Consider the following 16,494-nt stretch of genomic DNA (forward strand, 5'->3'; position numbering starts at 1 on the left):
GACGAAAGGTTTCCCAGCTTTCGTCTTCTATTACATAGAAAGGGTTAAAACGGTCCTTGTAAGGCTACAGAGTTTTGGTTTGACTGATAATAGAGTTGATTTCCACGTAAATAATATATGCCATTGGAAGTGAGTACACTTCTATCGTCTCCAACATATAGATATTCACTTAGCGATTGCTCTGGAATTATCTCAAGTTGCTCAGTTAGACTCGGTTGTAGGGTATCTACATCAAAAACCAATAAACCTGTAGCAGGTAAAAAGAAACCATCAGTTTCTAAAACTTGGTCTTGTCCCCAAGATTCAAATGGCATAGCAAAAGTCGTGACATCGTCATTTGATAAAACTGAAAGTGCGCGATAATCGAATTCAACCGGTGAAAAACTCTTTTCTTTTTCAATGCTATTCACGACAACAGGATTAGCCGGGTCCCTCACATCAAATAAGCTAATTTTAAGGGCCTGCATGGGTACAACGGCGGCAATAAAATCACCAGAATCCGGAATGTCACCGGGTAATACTTGCTGACCAACACCAAGAATGTAGTCATTGCCAATGGGTTGCAGATAATTGGAGAATCCGGGGATTTCGAGTTCGCCCACCATGGCTGGTAAACTGGGATCGCTAAGATCTAACACGTAAAGTGGATCTATTGTTTCGAAAGTTACCACATAGCCCTTATCGCCAGAATAACGAACGGCATAAACATCTTCCCCCGGTTTTCCTATAGCTTGAGGATAGGTATCGTTGGGTAATTGTCCAACTACGTTTAGAGATTGTCCTTGTTGTTCAAGAGTATATAAACGGTGCAGAGGATTTTGAACGTCTGTAACAGCATCAGTGGTTAAGATCCTCAAAATGTCATTTTGTTCGCTTATCCGTAATACGGCATGGTCGTCCCAGCCGATAGTGCCTGGTACCGAACCGCTAGCTTGATAATCCACACTGGAATCAAAACTGAACTTATGCGCGAGGGTTTCATTTTCAACATTTGCTAATAAGTATAAGGCGTCTGCTGACATATATGTATGGCTAGCGACGGCAGACATACAAATGCCTTGCATATTTTGCGGATTGTTGAGGTCAATTTTCGTTATTTGTACCAATTGAGCATAACCATCAAGTTCAGACGCCTGGACAGGAATATAACAATCATCAGGAGATAACAAAGATTGAGTAGCGCCATTAAATGAAACCTTAGGTAATAAACTTTGGTTGGGTGAGCTGATGATCTTCTGATAATTTGATAATTTGTTTGCATCTGTATCAGCGCCTTCTATCAAATCATCGACGGTAGGTACAAAACTACTGATGATATAAATTTGATCATCAATTCTGCGGCTACTGATAAATACTCCTTGAATACTTATTTCATCCGGTGTTTCAACTGCATCAATATCTGAAACATCGAAAATACTAATTGTAATTTCGCGGTCTTCTTCGTTTGGTATAGGAGCAAAAAAGGTTGAAGCTGCGCTTTGAATAGAAAATGCCGGGCTAGGACTGCTGATCACAGATAAGTTGTCCGCTTGTAAAAACAATCCATGAACATAGCGGTTTGTTTCAGCAACTGGCAAAAAAGCTACCTCTTTAGGTATATTGTCGTTTTGCAACGCCAGTACTCTTATTTGAGTACCTTGTCCTTCTGGCTGTGTCCACCATGACAGATCAGAGATAAAAAATTGTTCACCATTGAATTCAATTCTATCAAGTTCATCTATGCCTACTTCTTGAGTGTTAGTAGTAGAGAACTGAATTTGAAGGTTTGAGTCATTAGTGCTGCTAGGGTTGGCCGCGAACTCAGGAAGATTGCCGACACTGTTATTGTATATGCCGTTTTTCAAAAAGGTGGCTACCGCAGCTTCACCTTTTTGTTCAAGACTACCATTAAAGGCGGTAGGAGTGTTCAGATTGGGTACTGAGTCTGGTGCTTCTGGTGACAACCCAGAATCTGATGAACTGCCCGAACAAGCTGATAGTAACACCATGGTTAAGACACCAAGGCTGTATTTTGCCTTATTTGCGATGTTGAGACTTGTATTCTTATTCACAATGATAAACTCCATGTTTTAGATGCTATTACATGGAATTAGCCTACGTGAGTCAAACGCAAATTACTGATCCAAGTTGCATAAAAATGTGAATATTTGTAACCGACAGATGTGTCCTAATTCATCCTTTGTTACTCTAGAGCAACTTGAGTCAATACCAGTAGTGAATGGCGTTATGAATTGCTTGCATTCGAGTCTTCAAATCTCGATTTCCGCTATAAAATTTAATCCTGCAAACAAAATAGAAAGGTGCTTCAAGGCATTGCTTTTTTTACTTTTGTTTCTGCCGTTAATGAGTGCAAATGCATCAGAACCCGATTGCGAAACGAGTGTATATTGTATAGACGAAAACAGTTGGCAGTTGGGTATTGCTATGGGTTTAGGCGGGCGGACAAATCCTTTAGTAGACGGTGATGCAGTTCCCTTTCTCTTATTGCCTGATATTGCGTATTACGGGGAATCTTTTTATTTCGACAATGGCGAATTAGGGTTTCAATTTTACCCCACTCAAAACACCAGTATTGAAACCTTTATCGCCCCAAATTCAGAGCGAGCAAATTTTAGTTTTTGGCACCCCTCTAATATATTAATACCAGCTGCTAGTTTTGGCTCTGATGCAACAGGCATAGATGATGAGCTTGAGTTATCAATTGAGCAAATTGAAACGAGAAAATGGGCCATTGACGGTGGCATTAGATTGCAGTGGTATCATCAATCACATCATTTCCAGATAAAATTTATTACCGATGTTTCCGGCGTTCATAATGGCCAACAGATTAACTTGGCTTATAGATATCTACTTCACAAAGACAATTGGCGTTTGAATCTTGGACCACAAGTCAAATGGATGAGTAGTCAATTAACAGATTACTACTATGGTGTTCGTAAAGGTGATACCCCTATTGAGGAGCTATTCTATGAAGCTTCTTCGGGTTTTCAATATGGTCTTGATTTAAATGCTTCATATGCGGTGAACGCCCATTGGCAGTGGTTGTTTCGAACCTCCTATACAAAATTACACGAAGGAATGTCAGACAGTCCAATTGTAGAAGACGATTATGTCGCCTCTGCTTTTGTCGGCATTGCGTACAGGTTTTAGGAGTCGTGCGCATGAAATTATTTGCTTATTTGACTATCACCTTGGCACTACTTTTATTCAGTAATTCCCTAGAAGCAATGGAATGGGAGGTTATTCCCGAACAATGTATAGTGAGTCAATCAAATGAAGTTTGTGACGCTAAAGTGCGTATTAGCGTTACGCAAAACAAAGAAGTCGTTTGTATTAGAATTATAGAAAAACTAAACCGCTGTTTGCCTGTAAATAACACGGAAACGTTGTCGATTAATTTAAAAATCACAGGCCCCGTGAGCATAGAATTGTTGCAACAAAACGGCGATATTATTGATATTAAACAGATTAAATATACACTCATTAATGCCAAGCCAAAACGGCGAAGGGTTAAACTGCCATGGAGTGTTTTTTAACATGCAAATGCAAGATAAGGTAGTTTTGGTCGAAGATGACAGGCGTTTACGAGAACTGATCAGCGACTATCTAAAGAACAATAATTTTGCAGTAACCTCACTAGCTGATGGAAGCAATTTATTGCAGACAGTGGCTTCCTGTCAGCCGCAAATTGTGGTGCTTGATATCATGCTTCCTGGGGACAACGGGTTTACTTTGTGCCGGAAATTACGCCAACATTATTCAGGCCCCATTCTATTTTTAACGGCCAAAAACGATGCAATCGATCAACTTCTAGGATTTGAGTTAGGGGCGGATGATTATGTTATCAAACCAGTAGAACCTAGAGTGCTAGTCGCTAGAATAAAAGCCTTATTACGCAGAGTATCCACACCAGTGAACAAAGCGCCTAAAACCTTGAGTTTTGGACGTTTAAGTATAGACAAGCTAGCCCGCAAAGTGACCCTTGATGAGGAGGATATTGCATTAACCAGTCATGAATTTGATTTACTCTATGCGTTAGCTGAAAACGCAGGGACAGTGGTACATAAAGAAGTGATTTATCAACAGATCATCGGCCGAGAATATGACGGTCAAGACAGATCCGCCGATGTCAGAATTTCACGTATTCGCAAAAAGCTCAAAGATAACCCACAGAATCCTTACAGAATCAAAACTATATGGGGTAAAGGCTTCTTTTTTGTCGCGGACGCGTGGCAGTAGAAACGCCCTATGACAAGATTATTTTTAAGTTTATACCTGTTTATCGCGATTAGCTTGGTGGTACTAACTGCAGGGTTAAACAATATGTTTTTTAGTGAAACAGAAAATTTAACGCAAGAGCAACAAGCCTGGATAAACACAGTTCAAGCATTGGTCAATGATATACAAAACCTCACCTCGATTTTAGACAATGCTGGTATTCAATATCAAATATCACCGCTATCAGACGTAGTCTTAGCCGAATCCGTTGATCAAACTTTGCAACAGGACAAGGTTATTTGGGGGTATGAAGATAACCTGTGGCAAATTTATGTTATGACGTCATCTCAGCAGCTAATTCAGATCAGTTTTGCTCAATCTGAAGCTAATGCTGTTTGGTGGTTATACACCAGTTTGTTTTTTATTTTGTTAGGGATTTTGATCGCCATTTGGATTTATCCTTTATGGCGAGACATGAATAAGTTAGTTAAGGCTACCCAAATTATTCATCAAGATGGCTCCTTTGCTGTACCAATCTTGCCCACAAGTTCTCCAGTCAAGCCGGTCGCAGATGCTTTAAGGCATCTAGAGGATAAGGTCACGTTATTACTGGCCAATCAACGGGAACTCGCTGGTGCTGTCACCCATGAATTTAAAACACCAATTGCACGGCTTAAGTTCGCGTTAAACAGTGATGCAGATTTAAGTGCGAAAGATGTTGAAAAAGCGAAGAAAGATGTAGACGAACTTGACGCTTTGATTCAAGAAATGTTGGATTTTACCAAACTTTCAAATCAACAAGTGGATTTGCACATGGAAGAGATTCCTGTGGATGAACTTTGTTTACAACGCATCGAACATTTTTCCCATTTGGCGCCCAAGGCAATTAAGATCTCATTAAAAACAGAAAGTTTTAACTTGGTGGCAGATGGGTATTTGGTCTCCCGTGCATTGGATAACCTATTAAGTAATGCCATTCGATATGCGAAAACAACTATCCTAGTTTCAGCTGAAAAAACGGATAGTCATTGTAGGATTCAGGTTGAGGACGATGGGCTTGGTTTATCGGAAGAGCAAATGAACAAGGTATTTGAGCCTTTTTACCGAGCGGACGAAGCAAGGCATAGAGATTTTGGTGGTACAGGGTTGGGATTGGCTACTGTAAAACGCATTGTGACTTGGCATCAAGGCAAAGTCGATGTTAGCAAAAGTCAATTTGGCGGTGCTAAGTTTTCCTTAGAATTTCCTCTGACGGATTAAAAAAAAGGGCAATCTAACGATTACCCTTGTTTCTAAACTTGTGAATACACCCCATCTGCATTTGGACAGTAATCACAAAGATTCTGTAACTCTTTAAAGAATGTTTTCTAATTTAAATGGCACCCATTTTTCGTTTGCTCGAGTAGCGGCTACGCAATTTTCGATAAAAGCCATACCTCGGATAGCGTCTTCTATGCCGGGTACTTCGGAAAGAGTATCGCTTCCCGTGCCTTCAAATTTTCGAATTTGTTTCACAAAATCTAAATAGATATTGGCAAAAGCTTCGAGGTAACCTTCAGGATGACCTGCTGGAGTGCGCATTGCACTACTGGCTTTAGGCGTAAATGCCCCCACGCCAGTGCGAATTACTTGGCGAGCTTGATCATTATATTTTAAGGTTAAGGTATTTGGCTCTTCTTGACGCCACTCCAAACCCGCTTTGGTACCATAAATACGCAAACTTAGATTGTTTTCTTCACCGACACTAATTTGACTGGCAATTAGTACGCCTTTAGCGCCATTGTTAAAACGCAGCAATACGTTGCCGTCATCATCAAGTTCGCGTCCTGGCACTACAGGTTGCAAATCAGCGCACAGCTCTGTTATTTCTAGACCAGAAACATATTCAGCCAAATTAGCTGCATGTACACCAATATCACCCATACAGCAACTTACTCCAGCGCGTTTGGGATCTAATCGCCATGCAGCTTGCTTGTTATCTTCGCCCGGCGCTTCTGATAACCAGCCTTGAGAATATTCAACGATAATCTTGGTAATTTCGCCTAGTTCCCCCTGCACAATCCGCTGCTGCGCTTCTTTTACTAGGGGATAACCTGTATAGGTGTGAGTTAAACCGTAAAGTACCTCATGCTTATCAAGCACTGCTTTCAAGGCTATAGCTTCATCTAACGTGAAAGTGGCGGGTTTGTCTGACATGACATGAAAACCAGCTTCTATCGCCGCTTTGGCTACAGGAAAGTGCAGATGATTTGGCGTCACTATGGACACAAACTGCATTCTTTCGTCAGCCGGTTTTTTCGCTTCCTCGTCAAACATCTCTTGATAGGTAGCATAACAACGAGCAGGATCTAAACTTAACATCTCACCCGTTGCTTTACAGTTATCAAGCGAAGAAGAGAAAGCACCACAAACTAATTGAATTTCACCATCCAGTGCAGATGCGGCTCTGTGCACAGCTCCTATAAAGGCCCCTTGTCCACCGCCTACCATACCCATTCTGATTTTGTTGTTGTATCCGCTCATGAATTCGCCATTAGTTTGATGTGTTGATATAAAAATTGCCAAGCCAATCCGATGGAATCGGTATTGGTTGGCAACACACAGGGAAATTATTATATTTTTAAACGTATTGTTGTATGAACTTTGATGACTTCACAGATATAAATGTAAAGTTAACAAGTTGTTAAATTATAAAGCGGGACGGCAAATTTTTTTATGATAAATTCGTTAATTGATGTGACATATTCGGCGTCCTTTGTTGGTATATTTGCGCCGCATTAGATTTTCAGTCTATTGGCTTAGCATTGATTTAAGCGTTTCTAGGCTGTCAGCTTCCTCAGCTGGCTTGTCCCAACGGATACGATGGATGCGCGGAAAGCGCAGTGCTAATCCCGATTTATGGCGGTTAGATTCATGCACTGAATCAAAGGCGACTTCAAATACCAATGCTTTATTTACTTCTTTGACTGGTCCAAAGCGTCCAATAGTATTATTGCGTACCCAGCGATCTAACTGCTTGAGTTCGTCATCAGTAAATCCTGAATAGGCTTTGCCTATAGGTAGGAGTTTATCCTGTTGCCAGCAACCAAAAGTGTAATCGGAATAAAATGATGATCTTTTGCCATGACCGCGTTGAGCATACATTATGACCGCATCTATTAATCGAGGCTCTCGTTTCCATTTGTACCAAGCGCCTTTAGGGCGACCGGCTACATATTGACTGTCTTTTGCTTTTAGCATCAATCCTTCAATGTAACCTTGTTCAAGGGTAGTTGCTTGTTCTCTGAGTGAGGTCAATTGTTCAATTGAAGCAAATTCAAGTTCTTCAGAGAAATGAATAAAATCATATGGCTGATTATCAAACCAAGATTTCAAAAATTGTTTACGTTTAGTGAGTACTAACTGTCGTAGGTCTTTTTTGTGTAAGGATAAACAATCATAAAGAATTAAACCCGCAGGATATTGCTGGATTAATTTATTGCTGGGTTTCTTTTTATTTAAACGTTGTTGCAACTGATTAAAACTGCCAATGTGATGTGTTTCCTTTGCTAACACACCTGTTATCTGGTTTTGTTGTTCTTTGGGTTGAATAACGATAAGTTCACCATCAAACACACCACTTATATTCTGATGATCTAAGTTTTGCATAATGTCTGGAAAAGAGTGACTTATATCATCGCCAGTGCGACTAAAAATCGCCTTTCCATGTTCGGATATGACCAGTTGCACGCGGATACCGTCAAATTTCCATTCAGCGATATAGTCTTGGGGAACAATATCAGGTAATGACTTTTCATCCAGAGGATGAGATAGCATAACGGGTTGAAACACAACCTTCTCACTGACATCGGGAATCGCTGATTTGCCCTCTAGCCAACTAAGTAATTCTGTGTAAGGTGGTGCTAACCCATGCCAAAGGCGTTCAATTTTTTCGATAGATACTTCTTGGGAGTGTTGCTGACCATATTCAGCGAGTATCTTTTTTAAGAATCGAGCCGAAACACCAATCCGCAGGCCTCTAGTACCCAGTTTCAATAATGCCCAGCGCTGAGTCGCTTGCATGCTATTGAGTAACTGAATTAGGTAGTTTCTATTTTGCGCTTTATTGCCTTGAGCGAATTTAGCTACTACTTCAGATAAACTTGGCAGTTGCTGTAAGGGTTTAGGATCATCAGGGAGGGAATGCCATAAATGCGCAACGGTTTCACTCATCTCACCGACATAGTCGTAACTTAAATCAAAAAGCACAGGATCAACTCTTTCTGATATTAAGTCTTTTATCAGTTTACGTTTAAAAAAATCAAAGTTTAACGTTCCTGCAATGGCCGCAATTGCCCAACCTCGGTCAGGATCTGGCGTGGTTTTTAAGTAGTCTTTTATCAAGGCTGCTTTAGCTAAGTTGCCTGATGTGAAATACAATTTGTCGACAAGAGTGGCAAAGGCTCGCATTAACTACTTTCGTCCTCTTCATAACCTACAAGAGAAAGCGCTTTGGCTTTGTATCCCATTGCTTGAGCTTGATGAACTAGGGCTTCTTCTCGCCCATGAGTAACCCAAACTTCTGCAGGGTTGACTTGTTTTATTGTTGTGATTAACGAATCCCAGTCTGCATGGTCACTAATAATGAGAGGTAATTCAGCTCGACGTTGTTTGGAGCGCGCTCGAATTTGCATCCAACCCGACGCCATAGCTGTGATGACATTAGGTAATTTTCTTGACCATCTATCATTGGTTGCTGAAGGTGGCGCCAGCACGATTTCTCCCTGCAAAGACGCCATATCCTCTACTTCTGCAACCGGAATATAGGGTCCTAAGTCGATGCCTTGAGACACATAATAATCACAGAGTTTTAGCAGTGCGCCGTGCATGTAAATAGCTTTGTTGTAGCCTAATGCTCGCAGCCCCATAATTAAACGCTGACATTTACCCAATGCGTAAACCCCTACTAAATGACAGCTATCAGGAAACAGGGCCAGCGAATTTAACAGCTTTTGTATTTCATCTTTTATTGGTGGGTGAGTGAACACAGGTAACCCAAATGTGGCTTCGGTAATAAAAACATCACAGGGGACTACTTCAAATGGTTTACAGCTAGGATCAGCATGCCTTTTATAGTCTCCAGAAACCACCAGCTTACGTCCTTTGTATTCAATTATCGCTTGAGATGAGCCTAAAATATGGCCTGCAGGTACAAGAGAAAATTCAGCCTGATGCAACTGAATTTTTTGATTGTACTCAAGGGCTTGAGCTTGCTTACAAAAGTCTTCACCATACCGAATTCGCATAATATCTAGCGTTTGCTGAGTCGCAAAAACCTCATCATGCCCGGGGCGAGCATGATCTGCATGACCATGAGTCACCACAGCTCTATGCACGGGCACAAGCGGATCAATATAGGCATCTATTACAGCGCAATAAAGCCCGTTTTGGTCTGTGGTTATCCAATGCTCTGGATGTGGATGCATAGGTGTCTTTGTTCGCAAATAGTATAGATAGGCATATTCTTTTAGATTGGATTAATAGCCTATCTAAAGTTATGGCCTAAATATGAAAAAAAACTGTTATCTGAAGTGTTTTCTGACATTATAAGAAAGTTGCAGTATGTAAGGGACAATACAATGACCAAGTCGGGAAAAGGAACCCAGTCGACATTCCAATATGATGCTTTTATTAGTTACGCCTCCGAAGACAAAACTTACGCCTTTAAAATATGTGACTACTTGGAATCCCGAGGCCTTAAGTGCTGGATTGCGCCAAGAAATGTTCGTCCCAGTAGAGAATATGCTGAAGAAATTCTACTTGGCATCGAACATTCTCGAACCATGGTGTTGGTGTTATCCGATGCCGCCAATGCTTCGCCTTTCGTTTCAAGAGAAATTGAACGGGCGGTGAGTCATCGCAAACCCATTTTTCCCTTTAGAATTGAAGACGTATTACCCTCTCCCTCTTTGGAACTATTAATTTCCACCAATCATTGGATTGATGCTTGGCAAGGTAGTTTGCTTGATCATGTGGATCGACTGGTTGAAGAGCTGTTGGCTTGGCAAAACGAAGTCTTTATTCATTCCATAAAAGATTTATCCTGGTTCGACAAATGCGTAAGAATATTTCATCGCAATTTAAAGAGCATATTAGTTTTCATTGTTATAGTAGTATTGCTAGGACTGGTATGGTTTGGTCAAAATGAGGGGGAAGTTAACTCAAGACCGGATTCAAGTCGCAATACAAAACCTGAGTCAAATTCTAGCGCCCCAATAAAGTTTTCAGAAGTTACAGAGCTAGACATTAAGCCATTGATCAAATTTCATCCGCAATTTATCTGGACCATTAATCTAACTCCTTCAGCCTCACTAAGAGATCAAATTTTTGATGCGACCATAAAAGTAGAAAATGTAGAGCAACTGGTTCAACAAGGGTTGATGGCGGGAATTACTGAATTGCCTGTACCTGACGCCTCGGAAATTGAGATCAGTATCCGGGATAGGGAAGGCAACGAAATTGGCCCCTTTAAGTATGACTATGATTTTAAAAAGGATGCACAAGAATTTCTAAGTTCACTGACTGTAGATGATTTTGAGATCAAAACCAAATATCAAGGTCATGGTCGATGGGAAGTTGAACCACGTTACTTAAATGGTTACCTAAATAACACAAGCAGAGAATTTTCTTTTGACGGTAAAAACTGGCAGCAAATGAGTTTGCTGAGAGTAATTATTGAATCGACCCAGGATATATCGAAGATTGAAAAACTATACATGAAAATAATTCATGCAACCTCAGCTTCTGAATCTAACGAACTAGAATTTGATCTTGATTTAGTTTCTCTTGGCGAATCACAACTGTTAAAAGAAATAAAAGCTGACTCTAGGTATTTAACTGCAGATTGTGAAAAGAATCTTTGTCAATTTAAGTCCAAGGAGATGCCGGTAATAAAAACCATTAAATTCGGACCAACAGAGAAAGATTTGCGTTACGCCGCGAAGATGGATTTTCCATTAGAAAAGGATGGCGACGCGACCTTTAAAAGAGAATTCCAAAAGCAAACCTATGATTTTCCGCACTGCACAGATAAAGTGTACTATCGAGCAATTCTCATTGATGATACTGAGCTTGCCATTTTAAATGAAGATAACAAGCGATATAGTCAAAGCAAATGTGCAAACTAATGATTGCTGTATACACTAGATTCCTTTGCTTGCTTTAGATGATCTCTTTTCTTTAAACTTCATTATTAGGGTCTAAGCATTAAAAAGAAAACATAAAGGAGAGTCGTTTGGCGACAAAAAAGCGCGCATTGTTGCCGAAGATTTTTTCTGAATGGTTCTCCACAAAAGGGTGGAAGTTAAGACCTTATCAACGGCAGATGATGCAAGCCTTTGTAAATCATCAATCCTCACTATTGATAGCCCCTACTGGCGCAGGAAAAACCTTATCAGGATTTTTGCCCAGTTTAATTGACCTTTATAACCACCCAAGAAGCACAAAAAAACTGCATACCCTTTATATTTCACCGCTCAAAGCCCTTACTTATGATATTGAGCGCAACTTATATCAACCCATTCATGATATGCAGCTGAATATCGATATTGCCTCACGTACGGGCGATACCACGGCTTATCAAAGACAAAAACAGCGTCAGAAACCACCGCATATTTTGCTGACAACGCCTGAATCTTTGATGTTGATGCTATCCTATACAGATGCAGAGAATATTTTTGCTTCGCTGAAGTGCGTTATCGTAGATGAAGTGCACAGTTTTGCGAATACCAAACGAGGTGACTTTACAGCGCTGGCCTTAGCTCGTTTACAAAGTATCAATCCTAATTTCTTGCGCGTAGGTCTTTCTGCTACTGTGGCGTACCCTGAACTGATTGCTAGTTGGTTAGGGCCAAGTGGCGAACCTTGCGAGGTGATTGCAGCTAAAACTCGGGTAAAACCTCGCATTAAGATTCTGAAAAGTAAAACCCGAATGCCCTTTGGGGGCTATATGGCAAAATATGCCATAAAAGAGGTTTATCAAGCGATTTGTGAAGCTGGCACTAGTTTGGTGTTTGTGAATACTCGAGCTCAATCTGAACTTATTTTTCAGGCGTTATGGGAAATAAATGATAAAGGGCACGCGATTGCTATTTATCACGGTTCATTGTCCAAAGAACAACGTAACAAAACTGAAAATATGATGGCAGAGGGAAAGCTTAAAGCTGTGGTGGCAACTTCTGCATTGGAACTTGGTATCGATTGGGGAGATGTGGACCTTGTGATTCAAATGGGGGCCCCAAAAGGTGTGAGCCGTTTGTTGCAGCGCATTGGTCGTTCTAACCACAGGTTAAATGAGCCATCCCAAGCGTTATTAGTACCCGCAAACAGATTTGAAGCTTTGGAATGTTTATCCGCCATACAGGCCATAAAAAAAGGAGATCTAGATGGAGATCCTCCTATGGCGGGTTCTTTAGATATATTGCCGCAGTTTATCTTAAATTGCCTTTGTTCTAAACCTGCAAGTCTGGATCAAATCTATGCCCAAACCTTAGATGCAGCGCCTTATGGTGGACTCGATAAACCCACATTTGAAAAGCTTTGGGCTTATACATACGATGGCGGGTATGCGCTTCAAGCTTATGAAAGATATCAGCGATTAGAACAAATTGAAGCTGATCTATTTCGTCCTGCCAATAAAAGAGTCATTGCAAGACACAGACAAAATATCGGCACCATTGTAGAAGCAGGTAGGCTTAGAGTGAAGCGGTTAAAACGCGCTCATCAAGGCAAAATTATCGGTGAGGTAGAAGAGCACTTTGCTCAACAACTGGTATCAGGTGACACCTTTTTCTTTGCCGGGGAAGTTTTACAGTTTGTCGGCATTAGAGACATGGTAGTGGAAGCCAAACCGGGTAAAGCCAAAGAACCGAAAATCCCCAGTTATGCCGGTGGTCAAATGCCCCTTTCTACCTATTTGGCCGACGCAGTGCGCCAATTATTAAATCATCCGGAAGATTGGCAGCGTTTGCCTGCACAAGTTCGAGAGTGGTTGGGTTTACAAAAAGCCTTTTCACAGATTCCAAAGGTTAACAAGGTTTTAATCGAGCAGTTTCCTTATCGCAAAAGTCAATTTGTACTGTTTTACACTTTCGAAGGGAGAAAGGCCAATCAAACACTGGGCATGTTGATCACCAAGCGTATGGAAAAAAGCGGTTTGCATCCCATTAGTTTTTCAGTTACCGACTATGGGTTGTCTATTTGTAGCGTAAAACCTATTCAACAACATCATATCGGACATTTATTTAACCCTGATATTCTGGGCGACGAACTAGAAGATTGGATGCTAGAAGCGGCCATGCTAAAACGATCCTTTAGGCGAGTTGCCGTGGTAAGCGGATTGATTGAGCAGCAATATCATAGTCAGAAGAAATCCATGCGACAGGTGACTTTTTCAACTGACTTGATCTATGACACTTTACGAGAATATGATCCCGACCATATTTTGTTGAAGGTGACACGGCAAGACGCCGAACGTGAGTTGCTGGATTTAAAACGAACTGCAGATATGCTGATTCGGTTTGATAAAGCCTTTGATTTTGTTAGCTTAAGTAAGCCTTCGCCATTAGCTATCCCCATTGTATTAGATGTTCGTAGTGAGCGGATCACAGGCGCAGGTATGCAGGCTTTATTGGAACACGCCAATCTGTATCAGGAAGCTGAAAATATGATGGAAGATATACGAGCTACTCTGTCCAAAGCCTATTGATGTAGAAAGCCAAATGATAGATGAAAAGCAGTTAGTGCAACTTGTACAAAACAATCAAAGCATTCCGGTGCAGTTCGCTGACCAAAGATTATTATTGGATGCGGAAGGTGTTTTGTATTGGCCTCAATGCGATCTATTAATATTCTCCGACTTACATTTTGAAAAAGGGAGTTTTCTCACTCAGTTTGCCCATCCTGTGCCCAGATATGACAGCATTGATACACTCAAGCGAATACAAGCATCTATTGCGCGTTATAAACCCAGTACGGTGGTATGTTTGGGGGACAGTTTGCATGACGTCAACGCTGTAAAGCGCATGGAAGACCGACTAATAAACCATTTGAACGAGCTAATCTCATCGGTTGATGAATGGTGTTGGGTGTTAGGTAATCATGATCCGGATATTCCCGAAAGTTTGTTTGGATTACGTATGAATTTTTTTACTAAAAATAATTTATTGCTTGTCCATGAATTTGAAAATTTAGAAAATCACAAAGATGTAAATGGACAAATTATTGGACATTTTCATCCAAAAGTTTCAGCTCGAATTGCCATGCAAAAAATCACTGGAAAGTGCTTTTTACAAGACCATAAGACAATTGTTATGCCGGCATTTGGAAAATACACAGGCGGTCTAGATTTAAAAAATGAGGCTTTTTCGACCATTTTGGACAAGAAAAATACAAAAAATTTTCTAATGTACAACAAAAAGATCTACTTGGTATAATAAAGTATACTTTTGTATAGTAGACATGGAAAAAACCCTGTTTTACCGTAGGTTAGGTCGATAAAGCAGTAAATCGAAAAGATAAGTGCGCATGGTCAAATAGGTATCACAGACCATACATTAAAGATAATAATAAAATTGGTGACAACAATGAAGTTTGTTGCGGTAATCTTTTTTTCGCTTTTGACTATCTCTAGTTCTCTCGCAACAGAAGATTTAGTAATACATACGACCCCAGTAAATCCTAAGCATAAGGATTTACACGAAATCATAATTAAAGCTTATGAAAGCCTAGGCGTACCTGTGGTTTATACCAGTCTGCCATATACCCGTGGATTGGTAAGCGCAAACTACGGTGTTATCGACGCCGTTGATCTTAGATTTGAATCCCATGTCACTAGTTACCCAAATTTAGTTAAAGTTGAATATCCAGTTTATACAGGCGCTACCTATCTAGTTGTTGATAACGAAACCTGTGCCAAATGTACAAAAGAATCTGTTGGGTCAGTTGCCAGTGTCAGTGGTTATCAATATTCCTCTTTTTTCAAAACAGATGTTTTTGCGCATTTAGCTCGCCAAGAATTTGCTGAACACAAAATGTTATTCCGATTCTTTGACCGACAACGTGTTCAAGCCATGGTAGTAGGCGATATTTTCTTACCTGAGAAATATTTAAATAACGAAAGATACAGTTTGTACAAGTTAGGCACTCATAAAGTTTTCCATTACTTGCATCAGAAACACCAGGGATTAGCCATACGTTTAGAAAGAAGTTTTAGGCGCTTGGATCACAATGCTGTCAACTCAAGCAATAATCAGATGGCGGAGCAAAGAGAGAAAAGCTATTCAGGTGCTTCCGTCTCCATTGCTCCCGGCGCTGCTGCAAACTAATTATTGATTCACTAATCCGCCCAACGTTTAGTGATGTCAGCATAAGCATCTATGCGGCGGTCTCTAAAATATGGCCAGATGCGTTTAACTGATTCGGTTCTATCCATATCCAACTCAACCATTAGATTTTGTTCTTCTTCATCGGATGCCGTTGCTAGGATTTCTCCCTGAGGGCCGGCTATAAAACTGTGTCCCCAAAACTGAATGCCAGGATCGCCATCAGTAGGAGAGGGTTCAAAACCCACCCGATTAGCAACCACAACAGGTACAGAGTTGGCTACAGCATGGCCGCGTTGTATGGTTTCCCAAGCACCTTGTTGGCGACTTTTTTCATCTTCTGTGTCGGTTTTATCCCAACCAATGGCGGTAGGGTAAAACAAAATATCAGCGCCTTTCATTGCCATTAGTCTAGCAGCTTCTGGATACCATTGATCCCAGCATACCAATACCCCGAGTTTACCAACACTGGTTTGGATTGGCTGAAAGCCTAGATCACCCGGGGTGAAATAGAATTTTTCATAAAAACCAGGATCATCAGGAATATGCATTTTTCGATACTGTCCAGCGATCTCTTTGCTGCGATCAAACACCACAGCTGTATTGTGATATAAACCCGAGGCACGCTTTTCGAACAATGATGTCACTAACACAATATTGCATTCTTCAGCGAGAGCACCAAAAAACTCAGTCGCTGGGCCAGGAATAGGCTCAGCCAAATCAAAAGCGTCAACATTTTCGTCTTGGCAAAAGTAAAGGGTAGAATGCAATTCTTGCAAGAGTATACATTGTGCGCCCTGCTCGGCGAGTTTGCGGACTTGCTCGGCAGAGTTTTGCCAATTTGTTAGCTTATCATTTGAGGCTACTGATTGTTGAACTAGCCCTATTTGAAGTTTACCTTTTTGCATTTTATTCA

Annotated in this window: 13 protein-coding genes; 8 read left to right on the top strand and 5 right to left on the bottom strand. The window is 40.8% G+C overall.

The features are described 5' to 3' along the window. Positions 1-44 precede the first annotated feature (44 nt). Positions 45-2,051, bottom strand: a complete 2,007-nt coding sequence (locus tag ACNKW3_RS12720) for a beta-propeller domain-containing protein (protein WP_427399681.1) — start codon at positions 2,049-2,051, stop codon at positions 45-47. Positions 2,052-2,313: 262 nt separating this feature from the next. Here ACNKW3_RS12720 and ACNKW3_RS12725 point away from each other — a divergent pair, with 262 nt between their 5' ends. The 4 genes from ACNKW3_RS12725 to ACNKW3_RS12740 are packed head-to-tail and all read left to right on the top strand — an operon-like array spanning position 2,314 to position 5,478. Beyond that, a complete protein-coding gene (locus ACNKW3_RS12725) occupies positions 2,314-3,150 on the top strand; it encodes a MipA/OmpV family protein (protein WP_427399682.1) in 837 nt (278 codons plus the stop codon). An 11-nt stretch (positions 3,151-3,161) separates the two neighbouring features. Next, positions 3,162-3,536: a DUF3019 domain-containing protein gene (locus ACNKW3_RS12730; RefSeq protein WP_427399683.1), complete on the top strand. Its 375-nt coding sequence runs from the start codon at positions 3,162-3,164 to the stop codon at positions 3,534-3,536. Between the two features lie 7 nt (positions 3,537-3,543). Beyond that, positions 3,544-4,239: a response regulator gene (locus tag ACNKW3_RS12735; protein ID WP_427399830.1), complete on the top strand. Its 696-nt coding sequence runs from the start codon at positions 3,544-3,546 to the stop codon at positions 4,237-4,239. Positions 4,240-4,248: 9 nt separating this feature from the next. Then, entirely contained in the window at positions 4,249-5,478 is a 1,230-nt protein-coding gene (locus ACNKW3_RS12740; RefSeq protein WP_427399684.1) for an ATP-binding protein, read from the top strand. A gap of 93 nt (positions 5,479-5,571) precedes the next feature. On the opposite strand, the gene ACNKW3_RS12745 is transcribed toward ACNKW3_RS12740, so the two are convergent. The 3 genes from ACNKW3_RS12745 to ACNKW3_RS12755 all read right to left on the bottom strand — a co-directional run bounded on the left by ACNKW3_RS12745 (position 5,572) and on the right by ACNKW3_RS12755 (position 9,683). Continuing rightward, the gene (locus ACNKW3_RS12745; protein WP_427399685.1) at positions 5,572-6,741 is read right to left on the bottom strand and encodes a Gfo/Idh/MocA family protein; all 1,170 of its coding nucleotides are present in this window, start codon (positions 6,739-6,741) and stop codon (positions 5,572-5,574) included. Positions 6,742-7,008: 267 nt separating this feature from the next. Continuing rightward, the gene (locus ACNKW3_RS12750; protein ID WP_427399686.1) at positions 7,009-8,667 is read right to left on the bottom strand and encodes a cisplatin damage response ATP-dependent DNA ligase; all 1,659 of its coding nucleotides are present in this window, start codon (positions 8,665-8,667) and stop codon (positions 7,009-7,011) included. Continuing rightward, complete coding sequence (locus ACNKW3_RS12755; RefSeq protein ID WP_427399687.1) at positions 8,667-9,683, bottom strand: ligase-associated DNA damage response exonuclease; 1,017 nt, start codon at positions 9,681-9,683, stop codon at positions 8,667-8,669. The genes ACNKW3_RS12750 and ACNKW3_RS12755 overlap by 1 nt, the downstream gene beginning before the upstream one ends. A gap of 153 nt (positions 9,684-9,836) precedes the next feature. Here ACNKW3_RS12755 and ACNKW3_RS12760 point away from each other — a divergent pair, with 153 nt between their 5' ends. The 4 genes from ACNKW3_RS12760 (at position 9,837) to ACNKW3_RS12775 (ending at position 15,581) form a co-directional block, all read left to right on the top strand. Beyond that, positions 9,837-11,384, top strand: a complete 1,548-nt coding sequence (locus tag ACNKW3_RS12760) for a toll/interleukin-1 receptor domain-containing protein (RefSeq protein WP_427399688.1) — start codon at positions 9,837-9,839, stop codon at positions 11,382-11,384. 107 nt (positions 11,385-11,491) lie between these two features. Then, positions 11,492-13,963, top strand: a complete 2,472-nt coding sequence (locus ACNKW3_RS12765; RefSeq protein WP_427399689.1) for a ligase-associated DNA damage response DEXH box helicase — start codon at positions 11,492-11,494, stop codon at positions 13,961-13,963. A 13-nt stretch (positions 13,964-13,976) separates the two neighbouring features. Then, a complete protein-coding gene (pdeM, locus tag ACNKW3_RS12770) occupies positions 13,977-14,690 on the top strand; it encodes a ligase-associated DNA damage response endonuclease PdeM (RefSeq protein ID WP_427399690.1) in 714 nt (237 codons plus the stop codon). Between the two features lie 150 nt (positions 14,691-14,840). Then, positions 14,841-15,581 carry a hypothetical protein gene (locus tag ACNKW3_RS12775; RefSeq protein ID WP_427399691.1) on the top strand — a complete coding sequence of 247 codons (741 nt, stop codon included), beginning with the start codon at positions 14,841-14,843 and terminating at the stop codon, positions 15,579-15,581. 11 nt (positions 15,582-15,592) lie between these two features. On the opposite strand, the gene ACNKW3_RS12780 is transcribed toward ACNKW3_RS12775, so the two are convergent. Beyond that, complete coding sequence (locus ACNKW3_RS12780; RefSeq protein ID WP_427399692.1) at positions 15,593-16,486, bottom strand: carbon-nitrogen hydrolase; 894 nt, start codon at positions 16,484-16,486, stop codon at positions 15,593-15,595. Between the last annotated feature and the right edge of the window lie 8 nt (positions 16,487-16,494).

The organism is Glaciecola sp. 1036 (genome assembly GCF_050306235.1).
GTDB lineage: Bacteria > Pseudomonadota > Gammaproteobacteria > Enterobacterales > Alteromonadaceae > Glaciecola.